Source organism: Stenotrophomonas sp. YJH_SMC_64, from assembly GCF_059371375.1.
This window is the reverse complement of sequence record NZ_JCAFUN010000003.1, coordinates 256,839-275,782: the sequence shown is the minus strand read 5'-3', so window position 1 is coordinate 275,782 and position 18,944 is coordinate 256,839. Positions and strand designations below refer to the sequence as shown.

Below are 18,944 nucleotides of genomic sequence, written 5' to 3'. Positions count from 1 at the left end.
CTCCGCTTACTTCGCGTCGCCGGCCGGGGCGGCAGGCTGGGCGGCCGCTGCCGGCTTGGCCGGAGCAGCGCCCTTCTCGGTGGCCTTGACCGGCATGCCGGGGCCGATCTTCTGCAGGCCTTCGACAATGACCTTGTCGCCGGCCTTCAGACCGTCCTCGACCAGCCACTTGTCGCCGACCGTGCGGCTGACCTTGACCGGGCGCACTTCGACCTTGTTGTCCTTGCCGACCACCATCGCGGTCGTGTCGCCCTTCGGATCGCGGGCGATGCCCTGCATCGGTACCAGCACCGCATCGCTGCGCACGCCGCCGCCGATCACCGCGCGCACGTAGGTGCCCGGCATCAGCAGGCCGTCCGGGTTGTCCACCTTCACGCGCAGGCCGAAGCTGCCGGTGGCTGGATCGACGCTCACTTCAGAGAACTCCAGCGTGCCCTTGTGCTCGAAGGTGCTGCCGTCTTCCATCAGGATGCTGACCGGCAGCGTCTGGTTGTCCTGCAGGCGGCCGGCAGCAAGTTCGCGGCGCAGCTGCAGCAGCTCGGCCGAGGACTGGGTCAGATCGACGTAGATCGGGTCCAGCTGCTGCACGGTGGCCAGTGCATTGGCCTGGCCGGCGCTGACCAGCGCACCCTGGGTAACGCTGGACTTGCCGATGCGGCCGCTGATCGGCGCGGTGATGCGGGCATAGCCGAGGGTGACGTTGGCCGCGTCCAGCGAGGCCTTGGCGGCACCGACATCGGCCTCGGCCTGCTTCTGCGCGGCCACGGCGTTTTCCAGGTCCTGCTGGCTGACCGCGTCGACCTTGGCCAGCTCGGTGATGCGCTTGGCGCTCAGGCGCGCGGCGTTGGCCGTGGCTTCGGCGCGGGCCAGCTGGGCGCGGGCGCTGTTGGCCTGGGCGCGATAGCTGGCGTCCTCGATCTGGTAGAGCGGCTCGCCGGCCTTGACCATGCCGCCTTCGGTGAACAGGCGCTTGGCAACGATGCCGTTGACCTGCGGGCGCACTTCGGCGACCAGGAAGGCGGTGGTACGGCCCGGCAGTTCGCGGGTCAGGCCCACGGTCTCGGACTTCAGCGTGACCACGGTGACGTCACCCGGGCCCTGCTCGGGGGCCTGGGGTTGGCCGCCGCAGGCAGCCACGGCTGCGGCGATGGCCAGCGACAGTGCAAAGGGTCGGATTCGGCTCAGCAACATGACGGAAAGGCTCTTGAAGGAAAGGATCTCAGCCGGCGCTGATACGGCGGACCCTTCGACCGGTAAAGGTGAAGACCGTGAGAACAGCGCCCACCCGGGTGGAGCGGGAGCCGGACCGGCCTGCCACGCACACGACGGGAATGATGGGAGCGAAATATACATACATGCTTGTTTGTTTGTAAACCGGTACAATTCAGCCACGTTTCACCCGCACTCGTACCTACATGGCCCGCAAGACCAAAGAGGACACCCAGGCAACCCGGGAAGGCATCCTTGACGCCGCCGAAGCCTGCTTCCATGAACACGGCGTGGCCCGTACCACGCTGGAGATGATCGGCGCCCGCGCCGGCTATACCCGTGGCGCGGTCTACTGGCACTTCAAGAACAAGAGCGAGGTGCTGGCCGCGATCGTCGAACGGGTGCACCTGCCCTTCATGCAGGAACTGGAGCGCACCTCGACCGACCAGCGCGACACCCCCGTGCACGACCTGCGCGCGGTGATGATCCACTCCTTCATCGAGCTGTCCGAAGACGAGCGCCTGCGCAAGACCATGGAGATCATGCTGCGCAGCGATGCCTCGGCCGACACCAGGGTGCTGACCGAAATGCAGCAGGCCGGATTCCGCGATGCGCTGGACCGGATGGAGCGTGCCCTGCGCCGCGCCCGCGATCTGGGCCAGCTGCGCGAAGGCGCCGACCCCAAGATCGCCGCGCGCATGCTGCATGCCACCGTGCTGGGCGTGCTGCACGGGGCGATGGTCGAACCGGACCTGATGGACCTCAAGCGCGACGGCATGCTCGCACTGGACATGACCCTGGCCGCCTACGTGAAGGACGGCGTGTTCGTGCCGGGCACTGTGCCCGAGCCGCTGCCCGAAGCGTGAGTGGCGCTGCTGCCGCCACCGCCGCGCCCATCTGAGGACAGCCCCGTGATCCTGGACAACGTGGTGTGGGGCTTCATCGGCTGTGGCAGCGTCACCGAGAAGAAGAGCGCCCCCCCCCTGGCCAGCACACCCGGCTCACGGGTGGCAGCGGTCATGCGCCGCAATGCGGGATTGGCCGAGGATTATGCGCGGCGCCACGCGATTCCGCGCTGGTACGCGGACGCCGACGCACTCATCGCCGATCCGGAAGTGAACGCGGTCTACGTGGCAACGCCGCCCTCGACGCACATGCATTACGCGCTGCAGGCGATCGCCGCGGGCAAGCCGGTCTACATCGAAAAGCCGATGGCCATGGACCACGACGAGTGCCAGCGCATCATCGCGGCCAGCGCCCGCAGCGGCGTGCCCGTGTTCGTGGCCTACTACCGCCGTGCCCTGCCCCGCTTCGCACAGGTGAAGCAGCTGCTGGACAACGGCGCGATCGGAACGCCGCGCAGCGTGCGCGCCATCCTGCATCGGCCGCATTCGGCGAATGCCGCATCGCCCGACTTCTGGCGGACCAATCCGTCGATCGCCGGCGGCGGGCTGTTCGTCGATCTGGGCTCGCATACCCTGGACCTGCTCGACCATCTATTGGGGCCGCTGAGCGACGTGCGTGGCCTGGCCAGTTCGCTGACCGGCGCCTACGCCGCCGAGGACAGTGTCTCGATGTGCTTCCGTACCGGCAGCGGGGCGCACGGCATCGCGCAATGGAGCTTCTGCGCGTTCCGGCGCCTGGATGAGGTCGAGATCACCGGCGACCGCGGGCAGCTGCGCTTTGCCACCTTCGAGGACGTTCCAGTGGTTCTGGAGACCGAAGCGGGCATGCAGGCATTCGACATCCCGAACCCGCCATCGGTCCAGCAGCCATTGATCGTCTCCCTCGTGGACGAGCTGCGCGGCAACGGCCGTTCGCCCTCGACCAGCATCAGCGCCGCCCGCACCAGTGCGGTGATCGACCAGGTGCTGCGGGACTACCGCACCCGGCAATCGCGCTGACCGCACAAGAAAATGGCCGCCCTGCGGCGGCCTTTTCTGTTGCAGCGGGCGGGGTCAGAGCCCTCGCTGGGGCGAGGGATCCGACTCCAACGGGCATTACAGGATGTAGCGGCTCAGGTCCGGGTCCTGCACCAGCTCACCCAGGTGCTTGTCGACGTAGGCGCTGTCGATCGCCAGGCTTTCGCCATCGCGGTCCGGTGCCTCGTAGCTGAGCGAATCCAGCAGGCGCTCCAGCACCGTATGCAGGCGACGGGCACCGATGTTCTCCTGGCGCTCGTTCACCTGGAAGGCGATTTCGGCCAGGCGCTCGATGGCGTCGGCGGTGAAGCTGACCTTGACGCCCTCGGTAGCCAGCAGCGCCTCGTACTGCTTGGTCAGCGCGGCCTTCGGCTCGGTCAGGATGCGCACGAAATCACCCTTGCTCAGCGCACCCAGTTCAACGCGGATCGGGAAGCGACCCTGCAGCTCCGGAATCAGATCGCTGGGCTTGGCCAGGTGGAACGCACCGGATGCAATGAACAGGATGTGGTCGGTCTTGATCGTGCCGTACTTGGTGGACACGTTGGAGCCTTCCACCAGCGGCAGCAGGTCGCGCTGCACGCCTTCGCGGGAGACATCGCCGCCGCCCACGTTATCGCCACGCTTGGCGACCTTGTCGATCTCGTCGATGAAGACGATGCCGTGCTGCTCGCAGGCTTCGATCGCCGCGGTGCGGATATCGTCTTCGTTGACCAGCTTGCCGGCCTCTTCCTCGATCAGCAGCGGACGCGCGGCCTTGATGGTCAGCGTGCGCTTGTGTGCCTTCGCGCCGCCGCCAAGGTTGGCGAACATCGACTTCAGCTGCTGGCCCATTTCCTCCATGCCCGGCGGGGTCATGATGTCCATGCTGACATTGGCGGCCAGGTCGAGTTCGATCTCGCGCTCGTCCAGCTCACCGTTGCGCAGCATCTTGCGGAACTTGATGCGGGTCTCGTTGTCCTGCGCCGACGGTTCGTTGCGGGCGACTTCCGGATCGAAGCCGATGCCACCGCTGCGGCGCGGCAGCAGCGCATCGAGGATGCGGTCTTCGGCGCGTTCCTCGGCCTGGGTACGCACGCGCACCTTGGCCTGTTCGCGGTACAGCTTCACTGCGGTATCGGCGAGGTCGCGGATGATCTGCTCGACGTCCTTGCCGACGTATCCGACTTCGGTGAAGCGGGTGGCTTCGACCTTCACGAACGGCGCGTTGGCCAGCGTGGCCAGGCGACGCGCGATCTCGGTCTTGCCGACGCCGGTCGGGCCGATCATCAGGATGTTCTTCGGCATCACTTCATTGCGCAGCTCAGGCACCAGCTGCATGCGGCGCCAGCGGTTGCGCAGGGCGATGGCCACGGCGCGCTTGGCGTCGTGCTGGCCCACGATATGCCGGTCCAGTTCCTGCACGATCTCGCGCGGGGTCATGGTGGCGGAGGAAACTTCGATCTTCGACATGGATGTGCTCACGAATTCGTTGTCGGTCGTGCCGGCCGCTGGCCGGCAACCAGGCACGCGTGTGGGGGATCATGAGGTTGCCGGCCAGCAGCCGGCGCGACCCTCAGAGTTCCTCGACCACCACGTTGCGGTTGGTGTAGATGCAGATATCGCCGGCAATGCCGATCGCTTCGCTGGCGATGGTGCGCGCATCCAGTTCGGTGTGTGCCATCAGCGCACGGGCGGCCGACAGTGCATACGAGCCACCGGAACCGATGGCGATGATGCCGTCCTCCGGTTCGATCACATCGCCGGTGCCGCTGATGATCAGCGAGGTTTCCTTGTCGGCCACGGCCAACAGGGCTTCAAGCTTTCCGAGGCGGCGCTCGGTGCGCCAATCCTTGGCCAGTTCGACCGCAGCACGCTGCAACTGGCCGTGCTTTTCCAGCTTGGCCTCGAACAGCTCGAACAGGGTGAAGGCATCGGCGGCGGCACCGGCAAAGCCGGCCAGCACCTGGCCATCACGACCGAGGCGGCGCACCTTGCGCGCATTGCCCTTCATCACGGTGTGGCCCAGCGTGACCTGGCCGTCGCCGGCAATGGCCACGTGCTCGCCGCGACGGACGCAGACGATGGTGGTGGCGTGGAAAACGTTGGGGTTCTGACTGGGGTCCATGATGCCTCCGGGGTGACAGAACCAGAGGTGGGGACTGCCCTGCGCCCTTCAAGCCACCCGCGACCGGCTGCCGCACGGGCAACGTTCAGCTTTCTCCGCTGCCCTCGCTGCTGCTTCGACGCTTCGCGCGCGGATGCGCCGCGTCGTAGACCTTGGCCAGGTGCTGGAAATCCAGGTGGGTGTAGATCTGGGTGGTGGCGATGTCGGCATGGCCCAGCAGCTCCTGCACGCCGCGCAGATCACCGGATGATTCCAGGATATGGCTGGCGAAACTGTGCCGCAGCATGTGCGGGTGCACGTGCTTGAACAGGCCCTGGCGCTGCGCCAGCTGGCGGATGCGGATCTGCACCGCGCGTTGGCTGATCGGTCCGTTGCGGCCGGGAAATACCGGCGAGGCCGGACCACCGCCACTTTCGGCGCGCCACGCCTGCAGCGCTTCGCGCGCCGGCCGGCCGAACGGCACGCGGCGCTGCCGATTGCCCTTGCCCAGCACGTTGACCAGCCCGCTGTCGAAATCCAGATCGCGCCAGGTCAGCGCGCAGACTTCGCTCAGGCGCAGGCCGGAAGAATAAAAAAGTTCCAGCAGCGCGCGGTCACGGCGGCCGAGTTCACCTTCCGGCTCCAGCTCGACCAGCTGCACGGCCTCATCGGCGTCGAGGACCTGTGGCAACCGGCGCGGCGCGCGCGGCGCCTTCAGCGTTGCTGCAGGACTGACCTCGATGCGGCCGTGCTTGAGCAGCCAGGCATAGAAGCTGCGGCAGGCGGACAAGCGGCGCTGCAGGCTCTTGGCCGACAGGCCACGGCGGTGCTCATCGGCGACGAACTGGCGCAGCGCGTCGGCATCGAGTGCCTCCACCGCAACACCGCGCGGCTCGGCCCAGACCGACAGCGCGTCCAGGTCACGGCGGTAGGCATCGAGCGTATGCGCCGACATCCGCCGCTCTACCTGCAGATGCTGCAGGAAGGCCTGTACCGCGCTCATCGTCGTGTCCTGCTCAGCCCGGGAAGCGCTTCAGGCCGGCGACCAGGGCGTCGCCCATCATGCGCAGGAACAGCGTGCCCATGCCCGGATAGAAACGGTTCGGATCGTGGCTGCCCACCGCAATCAGGCCCACGCCCGGCAACGGCAGCAGCGCGGTGGTCTGCACTTCCTCGCTGCGCACGCCATACAGCACAGCATTCTTTTCCGGCTGCAGGCGGCCGCAGATCGGCTCGCCGTCCTTCAGGCAGTCGCGGAACGGGCCGAGCTGCGGATCATCGGCGGCGATCACCTGCAACCAGTCGGCCTGTTCCAGCCCGGCCACCGGCGTGTGCACCACCAATCGCACCAGGTCGCCGGCGAAATCTTCCTGCAGCGAGGCCGCCATCGCACGCAGGGTGTCGGCGGCGTTGTCCTGCTTCATCAACGCCAGGGTCAGCTGGTGCGTGCGCACCGCCAGGCGTTCGTTGACCTGGGCAGTCGCGCCCAGGTCGGCCAACCGTCGTGCCAACTCGCGGTTCTTCTCGCGCAGCACCTCCAGCTGGTAGCTGGCCAGCGACGCGGTCGGGCCGTCGTCACGCGGCACCACCAGGGTCAGGGCCAGGTCCGGGAACTGCTTGAGGAAGCCGGGATGTCGCCGCAACCAGGCAGCGACTTCGTGGGCCCCGAGCTTGTCGACGGTTTCGGTCATGCCATCCACTCCCCTTCGAAGACGAATGCAGTCGGGCCGGCCATCACCACAGGCTGGCCATCGCCCGGCCACTGGATGCGCAGGTCACCACCGGGCAGGCTGATGCGTGCATCACGCTGCAGGCGGCCGCGCTGCATCAGGGTCACCGCAGCGGCGCAGGCGCCACTGCCGCAGGCCAGGGTTTCACCGACGCCGCGTTCATTCACACGCAGACGTGCATGCGCCGGGCCCATCACCTGGGCGAAGCCCACGTTCACCGAGCGCGGGAACGAGGCATGCTGCTGCAGCAGCGCACCGACGCGCTCGACCGGTGCAGCATCGATCAGGCCCACTTCGATCACCGCATGCGGGTTGCCCATCGACACCGCAGCGAAACGCACGCTTTCGCCCTGCAGCGGCAGCAGGTATTCCTCGCGCGCGTGGGCGAAACCCACCAGCGGCACGTTGGCCGGCTCGAACGCCGGCACGCCCATGGTCACCGCGAACTGGCCATCGCCCAGCACTTCCACCTCATGGCTGGCCAGCGGGCTGTCGATGACGAAGCGGTCGCCCTGCGCACTGCCTTCGCGCACCAGCCAGGCGGCGATGCAGCGCGCGCCATTGCCGCACTGTTCGGAATTGGAGCCGTCGGCATTCCAGATGCGGTACGACGCCACCGCGCCTTCCGCGCGCGGCGCTTCGATGGTCAGGATCTGATCGCAGCCGACGCCGGTGTGGCGGTCGGCCAGCTGCGCGGCCAGTTCAGGCGTGGGCGGCGCGGTGCCGTCACGCAGGTCGATCACTACGAAATCATTGCCCGCGCCATGCATCTTGCTGAAGCGCAGGGCCTTGGAACCGGCCTTACTCATTCCCGCCGCCCACCTTCTTCGCAGGCGCAGGCGCCGGTTGCGTGGTCGGTGCAGCCGGCTCCACGGTCGTGGCCGGGGTGCCGCTGCCTTCGGTCTGCGCCGGGGTCGCTTCGGTAGCGGGCTCGGCAACAGGTTCGACGGTTTCTTCCACCGGCACCGGCTTCTGCGGCAGTACCAGCGGGCCCTTGTTGCCGCAGGCGGCGAGGAACAGCAGCGAAGCCGCTGCCAGCGGAATCAGGATGGCGTTTCGATGGGGGATCTTCATGCCCCGAGTATAGCCATTGGCGGCTGAGCGGTTGGTGCAGGGGATCGGGTTGCCGGCCAGCGGCCGGCACTACCGCAGGTGCTCAATCCGCGGTGGGCGGCAACGGCCGGGTCCACAGCCAGATCGCCACCACGGTCATGCTGCCGATCGAGAACCACTTCACCCAGGCAATCGGCACGCACCAGAGCATGATGCCGGCGCATACCGCCATGGTGATCGCGGCCATCCACTTGCCGTAGCGGCTGACCGCCCCGTGTGCCTGCCAGTTGGCGATGGCCGGGCCGAAGCGTGGATGCTGCAGCAGCCAGTTGTGCAGGCGTTCGGAGCCACGCGAGGCGGCCCAGGCCGAGATCAGGATGAATACGGTGGTCGGCAGGCCCGGTACGAAGATGCCGACGATGCCGGTGCCGAGGCTGACATAGGCCAGCAGCCACCACGCCCAGCGGAAACGCACCACGCGCGGAGGCGTGGTGGCATCGCGAGGGACGGAAGGATCTGGCGCGCTCATGGCCGCAAGGATACCGGTTCAGGGTGCCAGGCAGTGCCCGGCACCCTGTCGCGATCACGGCTGGGCGATGCCCAGCTGCTGCAGCACGAATGCGTACGACTCGGACAGCTCGCGGTAGCGCTGGAAGCGCCCCGACTTGCCGCCATGGCCGGCTTCCATGTTGGTGCGGAACAGGATCGGGTAGTGGCCGGTGTTGTCGTCACGCAGCTTGGCCACCCACTTGGCCGGTTCCCAGTACTGCACCTGCGAATCCCACAGGCCGGTGCCCACGAACAGCGCCGGATAGGCCTGCTTGCTGACGTTGTCGTAGGGCGAGTAGGACAGCATGTAGTCGTAGAACTGCTTCTGCTCCGGGTTGCCCCACTCGTCGTACTCGTTGGTGGTCAACGGAATGGTCGGGTCGAGCATGGTGGTCACCACGTCGACGAACGGCACCTGGGCCACCATCACGCGGTAGTCCTGCGGCGCCTGGTTGGCCACCGCGCCCATCAGCAGGCCACCGGCACTGCCGCCGGATGCCGCCACGCGGTCCTTCGCCGCCCAGCCCTGCGCCACCAGGCCACGGGTGACGTCGATGAAGTCGTTGAAGGTGTTCTGCTTGTGCAGCAGCTTGCCGTTCTCGTACCAGTCGCGGCCCATTTCCTGGCCACCGCGGATGTGGGCGATGGCATACACCACGCCACGGTCGAGCAGGCTCACCGCGGTCTGGTTGAAGTACGGGTCCATCGACATGCCGTAGCTGCCATAGGCGTACTGGAACAACGCGCCCTTGCCATCCTTCTGGTAGCCCTTGCGGTAGACCAGCGACACCGGCACCTTCACGCCATCGCGCGCGGTGATCCAGACGCGGTCGGTTTCGTACTTCGACGCGTCATAGCCGATCACCGGCTGCACCTTCAGCTGGCGGCGCTCACCGGTGGCGGTGTTCAGTTCGAACACGGTGGTGGGGGTGGTCATCGAGGTGTAGACGTAGCGCAACCAGGGCGTATCGGCCTCGGTGTTGTCGCCCAGGCCCATCGAGTACGCCGGCTCGTCGGCCTTCACGTAGTCGCTGCGACCATCCTTGAACAGCAGGCGGATGCGTTCCAGGCCCTCGGAGCGTTCGGCGATGGCGGTGTAGCCATCGAACAGTTCGAAGCCTTCGATGAACACCGCATCGTCGTGCGCGATCCAGTCCTTCCACTGCGCACGCGAGGTCGCATCGGTCGGTGCGGTGACCAGCTTGAAATTCTTCGCACCGTCGTTGGTGCGGATCACCCAGCGGCCATCGTAGTGGTCGGCGTCGTACTCGACATCGCGCTGGCGCGGCGCCAGCACAGTGAAGTGGGTCGGGTCGCTGGCCGGCGCGTAACGCTCTTCCGAGGACACGGTGCTGTGCACGCCGATGGTGATGAAGCGATCGTCGCGGGTGCGGCCGATGCCCATGTAGAAGCTGTCGTCCTTCTCTTCGTAGACGATGGTGTCGGCGCTGGCCGCGGTGCCCAGCACGTGCTTCTTCACGCGCACGGTCAGCAACGTTTCCGGATCGTTCTCGACGTACAGCACGGTGCGGTTGTCGTCGGCCCAGACCAGGTCGCCCGAGCTGCCGGTGATCACATCGGGCAGCACCTTGCCGGTGGCCAGGTCCTTGAAGCGGATGGTGTACTGGCGGCGGCCGACATCATCATCGGCCCAGGCCAGCAGCTGGTTGTCCTGGCTGACTTCCATCGAGCCGACGCTGAAATAGCCCTTGCCGGCAGCCATCGCGTTGACGTCCAGCAGGATTTCCTCGGCGGCCTCCATGCTGCCCTTGCGGCGTGCGTGGATCGGGTAGTCCTGGCCGGTTTCGAAGCGGCTGTAGTACCAGTAGCCACGCTCGCGCGCCGGCACGCTGGAATCGTCCTGCTTGATGCGGCCGACGATCTCCTTGTACAGGGTGTCCTCCAGCGGCTTCAGCGGCGCCAGCAGCTGGTCGGCATAGGCATTCTCGGCCTGCAGGTAGGCCAGCATGTCCTTGTTCCCGCGCTTGTCGTCGCGCAGCCAGTAATAGTCATCGTTGCGGGTCGCGCCGAACGGCGCCTTGACCACATGCGGATGCTTGGCGGCATCCGGCGGAACGGGCGGAGTGGCGGCGGTGGCAGTGGTGGTCATCAGGCTGGCAAGCAACAGGCAGAGGGTGGATTTCATGAGATAGGGCTCCTTGAGGGGCAATGCAATGGCGTCCTTGCGCCCGAGTCTGGGTTGCGGAAGGACGGTGGGCAACCCTGCGGAACGTCATGGTGGCCATGCCTGCCGGTAGTGCCGGCCGCTGGCCGGCACCCTCACGGCCTGCGGGTGGGTCGGTTGCCGGCCAGCGGCCGGCACTGCCAGAGCGCGTGACCCCGGTGCGCGGCGTACCATGGGCTGCATGAGTACCCTGCCCCATACGCCGGGCTACAGCCGGCGCAGCCATGAAATCGCTCCGTTCCACGTGATGTCCCTGCTGGCCCGCGCGCAGGCGCTGGAACAGGCCGGCCACGACGTGATCCACCTGGAAATCGGCGAACCGGACTTCACCACCGCCGAACCGATCGTGCGTGCTGGCCAGGCCGCATTGGCCGCCGGCCATACCCGCTACACCGCCGCACGTGGCCTGCCAGCCCTGCGCCAGGCGATCAGCGGCTTCTATCGCAGCCACTACGGGCTGGACATCGACCCCGAACGCATCCTGGTCACCCCCGGCGGCTCCGGTGCGCTGCTGCTGGCCAGCAGCCTGCTGGTCGATCCCGCCCGCCACTGGCTGCTGGCCGACCCGGGTTATCCGTGCAACCGCCACTTCCTGCGCCTCGTTGAAGGCGGCGCACAGCTGGTGCCGGTCGGCCCGGACACTGCCTACCAGCTCACACCGTCGCTGGTGGAACAGCATTGGAGTGCCGACAGCGTCGGCGCGCTGGTTGCCTCACCGGCCAACCCGACCGGCACCGTGCTCTCCGCCGACGAACTGGCCGCCCTGTCGAAGACCCTGCACGCGCGCGGTGGTCACCTGGTGGTGGACGAGATCTACCACGGCCTCACCTATGGCCTGGATGCACCCAGCGTGCTGCAGGTGGATGACAGCGCATTCGTGCTGAACAGCTTTTCCAAATACTTCGGCATGACCGGTTGGCGGCTGGGCTGGCTGGTGGCACCGCCAGCAGCCGTGCCGGACCTGGAGAAACTCGCGCAGAACCTGTACATCAGCGCATCGAGCATCGCCCAGCATGCCGCACTGGCGTGTTTCAGCGACGAAGCGATGTCGATCTTCGAACAGCGTCGCGAAGCGTTCCGCCAGCGCCGCGACTTCCTGCTGCCCGCGCTGCGCGAGCTGGGCTTCCGCATCGAAGTCGAGCCGCAGGGTGCGTTCTACCTGTACGCCGATGTCAGCGCATTCACCGATGACGCACAGGCGTTCTGCGCCCATTTCCTGGAAACCGAGCACGTGGCATTCACGCCCGGGCTGGATTTCGGCTTCCATCGCGCCAACCAGCACGTGCGCCTGGCCTATACCCAGGAAGTGCCGCGGTTGCAGGAGGCGGTGGCACGGATCGCGCGTGGGTTGCAGCGCTGGCAGGGATCACGTTGACGGTAGTGCCGGCCGCTGGCCGGCAACCCGGGAATGCGTGAATGATGCGGTTGCCGGCCAGCGGCCGGCACTAGCGGATAAAGAAAAACGCCGCCCTGGGGCGGCGTTTTCCGTTCTGCCTGTCTGCTTACTTACCGCCCAACCGCTCCCACAGGAAGCTGTAGGCCAGCGCCGACATGTGTGCGGCCTGCGCGTTGTTGGCTGCACCGCCGTGGCCACCTTCGATGTTCTCGTAGTAGGTCACGTCCTTGCCGGCGTCGATCATCTTCGCCGCCATCTTGCGGGCGTGGCCCGGGTGCACGCGGTCATCGCGGGTGGAGGTGGTGAACAGCACCGGCGGGTACTTCTTCTTCGCGTCGAACAGGTGGTACGGCGAGAAGGTCTTGATGAACGCCCAGTCGCTGGTATCCGGGTTGCCGTACTCGGCCATCCACGAGGCACCGGCCAGCAGATGGCTGTAGCGCTTCATGTCCAGCAGCGGCACCTGCACCACCACCGCACCGAACAGTTCCGGGTACTGGGTCAGCATGTTGCCGGTCAGCAGGCCACCGTTGCTGCCGCCCTGCACGCCCAGGTGCCTGGCGCTGGTGATCTTGCGCTTGACCAGATCGCGTGCCACCGCGGCCATGTCTTCATAGGCCTTGTGGCGGTTCTGCTTCAGCGCCGCCTGGTGCCAGCGCGGGCCGTATTCGCCGCCGCCACGGATGTTGGCAACCACGTACACGCCGCCCTTCTCCAGCCAGGCGCGACCCATGCCACCGGAGTAGCCCGGGGTCAGCGAGATCTCGAAACCACCGTAACCGTACAGCAGGGTCGGGTTGGAACCGTCCAGCTTCATCGCCTTGTCGTGCACCACGAAGTACGGCACGCGGGTGCCGTCCTTGCTGGTGGCGAAGTGCTGCTCGATCACCTTGCCCTTGGCATCGAAGAAGGCCGGCATGGTCTTCAGCGTTTCCGGGGCCTGCCCGATCTCGGCCAGCGCCAGGGTGGTCGGGGTCAGGTAGTCGGTGGCGGTCAGCCACACCGCGTCGCTGTCGTTGCTGTCCACCGCGGCCACGCCCAGTGTGCCGAAGGCCGGCGCGCCGACGAAGCGGCTGGTCTGCCAGCCATTGGCGCCCGGGGTCAGCACCGACAGGCGGTTCTTGACGTCATCCAGCACGTTCAGCACCAGGTGGCTCTTGGTCCAGGTGGCGCTGGCCAGCGAGGTGGTCGCGGTCGGGGTGAACAGCACGTCGAACTCACGCTTGCCGGCCAGGAAGTCATCCAGCCTGGTCGCCAGCAGTGAACCGGACGCATAGGTCTTGCCACCCACGGTCCACGGATCACGCAGCTCCAGGGTCAGCCACTGCTTGTGCAGGCCCTTCTCGGCCGAGTTCGGCGCATCGATCTTGGTCAGCGTGCCATCGTCGCCACGCAGGTAGATCTCGTTGTTGTAGAACGCCAGCGTGCGGCTGACCAGGTTGCGCTCGAAGCCCGGGGTGTCATCGTGCATCGCCGCGATGTACATGTCTTCCGGCTTGCCTTCATACACCACGCTGGCGGAGGCCATCGGCGTACCACGCTTCCACAGCTTGGCCACGCGCGGGTAGCCGGAGGTGGTCATCGAGCCGGCACCGAAGTCGGTGTAGACGAATACAGTGTCGCGATCGATCCAGTTCAGGCCGCCCTTCGACTCCGGACGGAAGAAGCCGTCCTTGATCCAGGTCTTGTTGGCCAGGTCGAACTCGCGGGTCACGTCGGCGTCGGCACCACCGCGCGACAGCGCGATCAGGCAGCGGCTGTAATCCGGGCGCAGGCAGTCGGCGCCGTGCCAGACCCAGTTCTCGCCCTCGGCCTTGTTCAGGGCATCGAGGTCAAGCACGGTCTCCCACTGCGGCGAGGCCTTGCGGTATTCGGCCAGCGTGGTGCGGCGCCACAGGCCACGCTCGTGCTGCTGGTCCTTCCAGAAGTTGTAATAGTAGTCGCCGATCTTCTGCACGGCGGGAATCTTGGCATCGGAGTCGAGCACCTCGCGGATGCTGGTCTCCATCTGCTTGAAGGCCGGGGTCTGCGCCAGGCGCGCCTCGGACTTGGCGTTCTGTTCCTTGACCCAGGACAGCGGCTTGTCGCCGGTGACGTCCTCCAGCCAGGCGTAGCGATCGGTGTCTTCAGCAGCCACGGCGCTCCCCACCGAGGCAGCGGTCATCATGCCAGCCAGCAGGCAGGCGGAAGCGAGTCGAGACATTGCAGCTCCAGGCAGTCATAAGCCGTGGAACGCTAGCATGGATCGCTGCAGCCGCCCCCGTGTCGAAGGTCAGGCCGTAGCGCGGCGGCGACGGCGGGGCGTCCCGGCGGTGCGACGATGTGCCTGTCCACCGGTGCGACGGGCCAGCCGCAGCCACGACAGGCGCGGCACAGGGAAGCGCAGCAGCGCCCACCAGGCCACCAGCGGCATGCCCACCAGCCACATCGGCAGCCAGCCCAGCCAGGCGTTGCTGCCGCGCGCGGCTGGCCAGACCAGTACCAGCGCCAGGCCGGCCAGGGCCACCTGCCGCACGCTGCGCAGCAGGCGCGGATCGGCGCGTTCAATGATGACGCGTTCAGTTGCAGGGCGGCGGACGGAACGTGCGTTCATGGGGCTTCTCCGGTGGACAATGCAACCCAGCTTGGGCAAGGCCCTTCTCACAGGTTGCGACACCATTGACGGATCGCGCACGCTCAGTCGACCATGCTCAGGCAAAGCCCTTCTGAGCCCGCTCCCGCATGACTTCGATCCGCCCGCTCTGCGCCATGCTGTTGGCCCTGTCCCTGGCGGGCCCCGCCGTGGCCGCCAGTGAGCCGCCATCGCCCCGCGCCAGCACCCCGCGCGCGACCGACCCGGATGCGCCGATCGACCTGAAGCGCTTCATGGGCACCTGGTACGTGATCGGCCGCGTGCCGAACTTCATCGAACGTGGCCATGTGGCCAGCGTCAACGACTACGAACTGCGCGACGAGCACAAGGTCGGCATCACCTACCGCTACCGTGATGGCTTCGGCGAACCGCTGCAGGAAGTGCGTGCCCGCGCCAGCGTCGACCCGGACAGCGGCAACCACGGCTGGCGCACCTGGTTCTACCGCGTCGTGCCTACCCATTCGCGGGTGCTGGAAGTGGCACCGGATTACTCGTGGGCACTGATCGGTTACCCGGGCCGCGAGATGGCCTGGATCTTCTCGCGTACGCCGGACATGGACAAAGCCCTGTACAAGGAGCTGGCCGAGCGCCTGCGTGACGAGTACGGGGTGAACACCGACAAGCTCAAGCGCGTGCCGCAGCACCCGGAGCAGGTCGGGAAGCTGGGTTACGAAGTACCGAACGTGCGTTGACCGCACGTGGGATTGCCGGCCAGCGGCCGGCACTACCCGAACAAGATGCCGGGCGCCGCCCGGCATTCTGTTATCTGCGACTGTAATGCGCGACCAGGCGGTCGCCAAGCATCTGCAGCAGCTGCACCAGGATCAGCAGCAGGACCACGGTGACCAGCGCCACGTCGGTGTGCGAGCGCTGGTAGCCGTCGCGGAAGGCCAGGTCGCCAAGGCCACCGGAGCCGATCGCACCGCCCATCGCGGTGAAGCCGATCAGCGCGACGGTGGTGACCGTTGCGCCAGCGATCAGGCCCGGGCGCGCTTCCGGCAGCAGCACGCGGGTGACCAGCTGCCAGGTGGTGGCACCCATCGCCTGGGTCGCTTCGATCACGCCACGGTCGACTTCGCGCAGTGCGGTCTCGACCAGGCGCGCGTAGAACGGCGCGGCACCGATGACCAGCGGCACGATCGCACCGCGTACACCCAGCGACGTCCCCATCAGGAACAGGGTGACCGGGATCAGCACGATCATCAGGATGATGAAGGGCACTGAACGCAGCAGGTTCACCACCAGCGCCAGCACGCCGTACGCAAATGGCCGGCGCTTCATCTGCGGTGCGCCGAACAGGTACAGCAGCACGCCCAGCGGCAGGCCGATGGCCAGGGTCAGCGGCAGCGAACCGAGCAGCATCAGCAGGGTGTCGATGGTGGCTTGGCCGATGTCGGCCCACTTGCCCGCGTCCAGGTGGCGGAAGAATCCGCCGGCAGTAGCGATGATCATCGACGCAGCTCCTCAACATGCACGCCGGCGGCCACGAATGCGGCCTGCGCGGCGGACTGGTCGCCGCCCACCAGGGCGACCACCAGCTGGCCATACGGGGTGTCCTTGATCCGGTCGATGCGACCGGACAGGATGTTGTAGTCAACCCCGGTCTCGCGCGCGACGCGGCCGAGCAGGGGTTCGTAGGTATCGCCACCGAGGAAGGTCAGGCGCACGATGCGGCCACCGACGGCATCGAAATCGCGGTGCAGCGTGCCCTCGTCCACATGCTCCGATTCGCTGACGAAACGGCGCGTGGTCGGGTGCTGCGGGTGCAGGAACACCCGGGTGACCGGACCGGTTTCGACCATCTGGCCGGCATCGAGCACCGCAACGCGGTCGCAGACACGGCGGATCACGTCCATCTCGTGGGTGATCAGCACGATGGTCAGGCCCAGCTCGCGATTGATCTTCGACAGCAGCGACAGCACCGAAGCGGTGGTCTGCGGGTCGAGCGCACTGGTGGCCTCGTCGCACAGCAGGATCTGCGGGCGGGTCGCCAGCGCGCGGGCGATGCCGACGCGCTGTTTCTGGCCACCGGACAGCTGCGCCGGATACTTCTGCGCATGCGCTTCGAGGCCCACGGTCTGCAGCAGCTCGGCCACGCGCGCGTCGATCTCCGTCTTCGGCGTGCCGGCCAGTTCCAGCGGGAAGGCGACATTGCCGGCCACCGTGCGCGAGGACAGCAGGTTGAAGTGCTGGAAGATCATGCCGATGCGCCGGCGCAGCGCGCGCAGGCCGTCCGCGTCCAGCGCGGTGACATCCTCACCGCCGATCAGCAGCCGGCCACCACTGGGTTCTTCCAGGCGGTTGATCATGCGGATCAGTGTCGACTTGCCGGCGCCGGAATGGCCGATGATGCCGAACACCTCACCGGCCTCGATGGTCAGGTCCAACGGTTGCAGCGCGCTGACTTCGCGGCCGGCAACGGCATAGGATTTGTGCAGGCGCTGGAACTCGATCACGGGCGTGGCTCACCGGCTGGGTGACGGAAGGGGGCGTGCAGCCTACCAGCGCAGGCGGTCGCGCGCCCGCGCCATGGCCCAGAATGTTATTCCTTTTGGTTCTAAGAAACTGTCCCCGGTAGTGCCGGCCGCTGGCCGGCACCTGCAGCGGTCCCTCCGGCGCAAGGGGTTGCCGGCCAGCGGCCGGCACTACCCCCGGGCTCAGGGATGATCCAGCGGCTTCGGCGGCTGCACCCGGTTCAGGCGTTCCCGGTGCAGCAGGTACAGGCCCGAAGCCACGATGATCGCGGCGCCCACCCAGGTGTAACCATCCGGCAGCTGGCCCCAGAAGGCCAGGTCCCAGCCGATCACCCAGACCAGGCCGCTGTACTCCAGCGGCGCGATCATCGACGCCTCGCCCAGCTGGAACGCCCGGGTCAGGGCGATCTGGCCCAATGCCCCGGCCAGGCCCATGCCAGCGATCAGCGGCGCGTGTGCCAGCTGCAGCGGCACCCAGCCGGGAATGGACAGCAGGCCGGCACCGATGGCCATGATCACCAGGAACCAGACCACCATCGACTGCGAGGTATCGGTGCGGGTCAGCAGGCTGACGGTAATCGCGGCCACGGCATAGGCGGTGGCCGCGGCCAGCACCATCAGGCCGGGCACCGAGATGAAGCCGTCCACACCCGGCCGCAGCACCACCAGCACGCCGATCAGGCCGATACCGATGGCCACCCAGCGCCGCGGCCCGACCCGCTCACCCAGCAGCGGTACCGACAGCGCGGCGATCAGCAGCGGAGCGACGAAATAGATGGTGTAGGCGGTGGACAGCGGCAGGTCGCGCAGGGCGAACACGAAGCAGCCGATCATCGCCAAGCCCAGCGCGCCACGCAGCAGGTGCAGGCCCCAGCGGCGCGGCACCAGCGAGCGCGGCCCGGCGCTGACCAGCACCCACACCAGTACGAACGGCAGCGAGGCCGCACCGCGCAGGAAAGTCACTTCCAGGGTGGGATAGCTGGCTGACAGCTGCTTCATGCCGGCGTCCATCAGCGAGAAGCAGGCGACCGCAGCGACCATCCAGGCCACCGCACGCGAAGGGGAGCGTTGCACGTTCATGGCCCATTATCGCCGACCGCACCGGATTGTAGGGCGGCCGCCGAGCATGGGCCGGGCTCCACAGAAAGCGGGCACGCGGGCCGGCACGATAGAATGATCGCCACTGAAACCTGCGGAGCATCGCCCATGCCTTCCTTCGACGTCGTGTCCGAAGTCGACACCCACGAGCTGACCAACGCCATCGACCAGGCCAACCGCGAACTGGCCACCCGCTTCGACTTCAAGGGCGTGGACGCAAAGTTCGAGCGCGACGGCGATGTCATCAATCAGTTCGCGCCGACCGAATTCCAGCTCAAGCAGATGAACGACATCCTGCGTGCTCGCCTGGCCGCGCGCGGCATCGACGTGCTCAGCCTGGAGTTCGGCGACATCGAGACCAACCTGGCCCAGGCCCGGCAGAAGATCACCGTCAAGCAGGGCATCGAGCAGAAGATCGCCAAGAAGATCGCGGCGGCCCTGAAGGACGCCAAGCTGAAGGTGGAAAGCCAGATCAACGGCGACAAGCTGCGCGTGCAGGGCAAGAAGCGCGATGACCTGCAGGACGCCATCGCCGTGCTCAAGGCCGGCAAGTTCGAGCTGCCGCTGCAGTTCAACAATTTCCGCGACTGAGCCACCTGCCGGGAATCCC

19 protein-coding genes are annotated in these 18,944 nt (G+C 67.1%); 5 read left to right on the top strand and 14 right to left on the bottom strand.

Annotation, left to right across the window (positions count from 1 at the left end):
- Positions 1-6: 6 nt before the first annotated feature.
- Positions 7-1,191, bottom strand: a complete 1,185-nt coding sequence (gene smeD, locus AC5P9L_RS04535; protein ID WP_164225391.1) for a multidrug efflux RND transporter periplasmic adaptor subunit SmeD — start codon at positions 1,189-1,191, stop codon at positions 7-9.
- A 224-nt stretch (positions 1,192-1,415) separates the two neighbouring features.
- Here smeD and smeT point away from each other — a divergent pair, with 224 nt between their 5' ends.
- Positions 1,416-2,075 carry an efflux transporter SmeDEF transcriptional repressor SmeT gene (gene smeT / locus AC5P9L_RS04530; protein ID WP_005411090.1) on the top strand — a complete coding sequence of 220 codons (660 nt, stop codon included), beginning with the start codon at positions 1,416-1,418 and terminating at the stop codon, positions 2,073-2,075.
- 45 nt (positions 2,076-2,120) lie between these two features.
- The gene (locus AC5P9L_RS04525; RefSeq protein WP_495230543.1) at positions 2,121-3,113 is read left to right on the top strand and encodes a Gfo/Idh/MocA family protein; all 993 of its coding nucleotides are present in this window, start codon (positions 2,121-2,123) and stop codon (positions 3,111-3,113) included.
- 96 nt (positions 3,114-3,209) lie between these two features.
- Here AC5P9L_RS04525 and hslU read toward each other — a convergent pair whose 3' ends face one another.
- The 8 genes from hslU to AC5P9L_RS04485 all read right to left on the bottom strand — a co-directional run bounded on the left by hslU (position 3,210) and on the right by AC5P9L_RS04485 (position 10,695).
- Positions 3,210-4,583, bottom strand: a complete 1,374-nt coding sequence (gene hslU / locus AC5P9L_RS04520) for an ATP-dependent protease ATPase subunit HslU (RefSeq protein WP_005414521.1) — start codon at positions 4,581-4,583, stop codon at positions 3,210-3,212.
- A 103-nt stretch (positions 4,584-4,686) separates the two neighbouring features.
- Positions 4,687-5,238: an ATP-dependent protease subunit HslV gene (hslV, locus tag AC5P9L_RS04515; protein ID WP_005411093.1), complete on the bottom strand. Its 552-nt coding sequence runs from the start codon at positions 5,236-5,238 to the stop codon at positions 4,687-4,689.
- 85 nt (positions 5,239-5,323) lie between these two features.
- Complete coding sequence (xerC, locus tag AC5P9L_RS04510) at positions 5,324-6,220, bottom strand: tyrosine recombinase XerC (RefSeq protein WP_005411094.1); 897 nt, start codon at positions 6,218-6,220, stop codon at positions 5,324-5,326.
- A gap of 13 nt (positions 6,221-6,233) precedes the next feature.
- A complete protein-coding gene (locus AC5P9L_RS04505; RefSeq protein WP_005411095.1) occupies positions 6,234-6,908 on the bottom strand; it encodes a DUF484 family protein in 675 nt (224 codons plus the stop codon).
- Positions 6,905-7,756: a diaminopimelate epimerase gene (gene dapF / locus AC5P9L_RS04500; protein WP_005411096.1), complete on the bottom strand. Its 852-nt coding sequence runs from the start codon at positions 7,754-7,756 to the stop codon at positions 6,905-6,907. Before dapF ends, AC5P9L_RS04505 begins: the two co-directional genes overlap by 4 nt.
- Positions 7,749-8,021, bottom strand: coding sequence for an LPS translocon maturation chaperone LptM (gene lptM / locus AC5P9L_RS04495; RefSeq protein ID WP_005411097.1), 273 nt, complete (start codon positions 8,019-8,021; stop codon positions 7,749-7,751). Before lptM ends, dapF begins: the two co-directional genes overlap by 8 nt.
- An 82-nt stretch (positions 8,022-8,103) precedes the next feature.
- Positions 8,104-8,529, bottom strand: coding sequence for a YbaN family protein (locus tag AC5P9L_RS04490; protein WP_100438140.1), 426 nt, complete (start codon positions 8,527-8,529; stop codon positions 8,104-8,106).
- Between the two features lie 54 nt (positions 8,530-8,583).
- Positions 8,584-10,695: a S9 family peptidase gene (locus AC5P9L_RS04485; RefSeq protein WP_076739049.1), complete on the bottom strand. Its 2,112-nt coding sequence runs from the start codon at positions 10,693-10,695 to the stop codon at positions 8,584-8,586.
- Between the two features lie 220 nt (positions 10,696-10,915).
- Between AC5P9L_RS04485 and AC5P9L_RS04480 the strand changes: the two genes are divergently transcribed.
- A complete protein-coding gene (locus tag AC5P9L_RS04480; RefSeq protein WP_172476267.1) occupies positions 10,916-12,109 on the top strand; it encodes a pyridoxal phosphate-dependent aminotransferase in 1,194 nt (397 codons plus the stop codon).
- 127 nt (positions 12,110-12,236) lie between these two features.
- Here AC5P9L_RS04480 and AC5P9L_RS04475 read toward each other — a convergent pair whose 3' ends face one another.
- Together AC5P9L_RS04475 and AC5P9L_RS04470 are read right to left on the bottom strand one after the other, a co-directional pair.
- Entirely contained in the window at positions 12,237-14,333 is a 2,097-nt protein-coding gene (locus tag AC5P9L_RS04475) for a prolyl oligopeptidase family serine peptidase (RefSeq protein WP_076739051.1), read from the bottom strand.
- 69 nt (positions 14,334-14,402) lie between these two features.
- On the bottom strand, positions 14,403-14,723 hold the full coding sequence (locus tag AC5P9L_RS04470) for a hypothetical protein (protein WP_076739052.1): 321 nt from the start codon (positions 14,721-14,723) through the stop codon (positions 14,403-14,405).
- A 128-nt stretch (positions 14,724-14,851) separates the two neighbouring features.
- On the opposite strand from AC5P9L_RS04470, the gene AC5P9L_RS04465 reads away from it, so the two are divergent.
- The gene (locus AC5P9L_RS04465) at positions 14,852-15,454 is read left to right on the top strand and encodes a lipocalin family protein (protein WP_005411103.1); all 603 of its coding nucleotides are present in this window, start codon (positions 14,852-14,854) and stop codon (positions 15,452-15,454) included.
- Positions 15,455-15,524: 70 nt separating this feature from the next.
- On the opposite strand, the gene AC5P9L_RS04460 is transcribed toward AC5P9L_RS04465, so the two are convergent.
- From AC5P9L_RS04460 to AC5P9L_RS04450, 3 genes are all read right to left on the bottom strand, one after another.
- Positions 15,525-16,214, bottom strand: coding sequence for a methionine ABC transporter permease (locus tag AC5P9L_RS04460; RefSeq protein WP_005411104.1), 690 nt, complete (start codon positions 16,212-16,214; stop codon positions 15,525-15,527).
- Positions 16,211-17,218, bottom strand: coding sequence for a methionine ABC transporter ATP-binding protein (locus AC5P9L_RS04455; RefSeq protein ID WP_005411105.1), 1,008 nt, complete (start codon positions 17,216-17,218; stop codon positions 16,211-16,213). Before AC5P9L_RS04455 ends, AC5P9L_RS04460 begins: the two co-directional genes overlap by 4 nt.
- Positions 17,219-17,419: 201 nt before the next feature.
- Entirely contained in the window at positions 17,420-18,316 is an 897-nt protein-coding gene (locus AC5P9L_RS04450) for a DMT family transporter (protein WP_076739054.1), read from the bottom strand.
- Between the two features lie 126 nt (positions 18,317-18,442).
- Between AC5P9L_RS04450 and AC5P9L_RS04445 the strand changes: the two genes are divergently transcribed.
- A complete protein-coding gene (locus AC5P9L_RS04445; RefSeq protein WP_005411107.1) occupies positions 18,443-18,925 on the top strand; it encodes a YajQ family cyclic di-GMP-binding protein in 483 nt (160 codons plus the stop codon).
- Positions 18,926-18,944 lie beyond the last annotated feature (19 nt).

Excerpts from the sequence above, each read along its gene's own strand:
- smeD (WP_164225391.1), bottom strand. The coding sequence starts at position 1,191 with ATGTTGCTGAGCCGAATCCGACCCTTTGCACTGTCGCTGGCCATCGCC.
- smeT (WP_005411090.1), top strand. The coding sequence starts at position 1,416 with ATGGCCCGCAAGACCAAAGAGGACACCCAGGCAACCCGGGAAGGCATC.
- hslU (WP_005414521.1), bottom strand. The coding sequence starts at position 4,583 with ATGTCGAAGATCGAAGTTTCCTCCGCCACCATGACCCCGCGCGAGATC.
- hslV (WP_005411093.1), bottom strand. The coding sequence starts at position 5,238 with ATGGACCCCAGTCAGAACCCCAACGTTTTCCACGCCACCACCATCGTC.
- xerC (WP_005411094.1), bottom strand. The coding sequence starts at position 6,220 with ATGAGCGCGGTACAGGCCTTCCTGCAGCATCTGCAGGTAGAGCGGCGG.
- AC5P9L_RS04505 (WP_005411095.1), bottom strand. The coding sequence starts at position 6,908 with ATGACCGAAACCGTCGACAAGCTCGGGGCCCACGAAGTCGCTGCCTGG.
- dapF (WP_005411096.1), bottom strand. The coding sequence starts at position 7,756 with ATGAGTAAGGCCGGTTCCAAGGCCCTGCGCTTCAGCAAGATGCATGGC.
- lptM (WP_005411097.1), bottom strand. The coding sequence starts at position 8,021 with ATGAAGATCCCCCATCGAAACGCCATCCTGATTCCGCTGGCAGCGGCT.
- AC5P9L_RS04490 (WP_100438140.1), bottom strand. The coding sequence starts at position 8,529 with ATGAGCGCGCCAGATCCTTCCGTCCCTCGCGATGCCACCACGCCTCCG.
- AC5P9L_RS04485 (WP_076739049.1), bottom strand. The coding sequence starts at position 10,695 with ATGAAATCCACCCTCTGCCTGTTGCTTGCCAGCCTGATGACCACCACT.
- AC5P9L_RS04480 (WP_172476267.1), top strand. The coding sequence starts at position 10,916 with ATGAGTACCCTGCCCCATACGCCGGGCTACAGCCGGCGCAGCCATGAA.
- AC5P9L_RS04475 (WP_076739051.1), bottom strand. The coding sequence starts at position 14,333 with ATGTCTCGACTCGCTTCCGCCTGCCTGCTGGCTGGCATGATGACCGCT.
- AC5P9L_RS04470 (WP_076739052.1), bottom strand. The coding sequence starts at position 14,723 with ATGAACGCACGTTCCGTCCGCCGCCCTGCAACTGAACGCGTCATCATT.
- AC5P9L_RS04465 (WP_005411103.1), top strand. The coding sequence starts at position 14,852 with ATGACTTCGATCCGCCCGCTCTGCGCCATGCTGTTGGCCCTGTCCCTG.
- AC5P9L_RS04460 (WP_005411104.1), bottom strand. The coding sequence starts at position 16,214 with ATGATCATCGCTACTGCCGGCGGATTCTTCCGCCACCTGGACGCGGGC.
- AC5P9L_RS04450 (WP_076739054.1), bottom strand. The coding sequence starts at position 18,316 with ATGAACGTGCAACGCTCCCCTTCGCGTGCGGTGGCCTGGATGGTCGCT.
- AC5P9L_RS04445 (WP_005411107.1), top strand. The coding sequence starts at position 18,443 with ATGCCTTCCTTCGACGTCGTGTCCGAAGTCGACACCCACGAGCTGACC.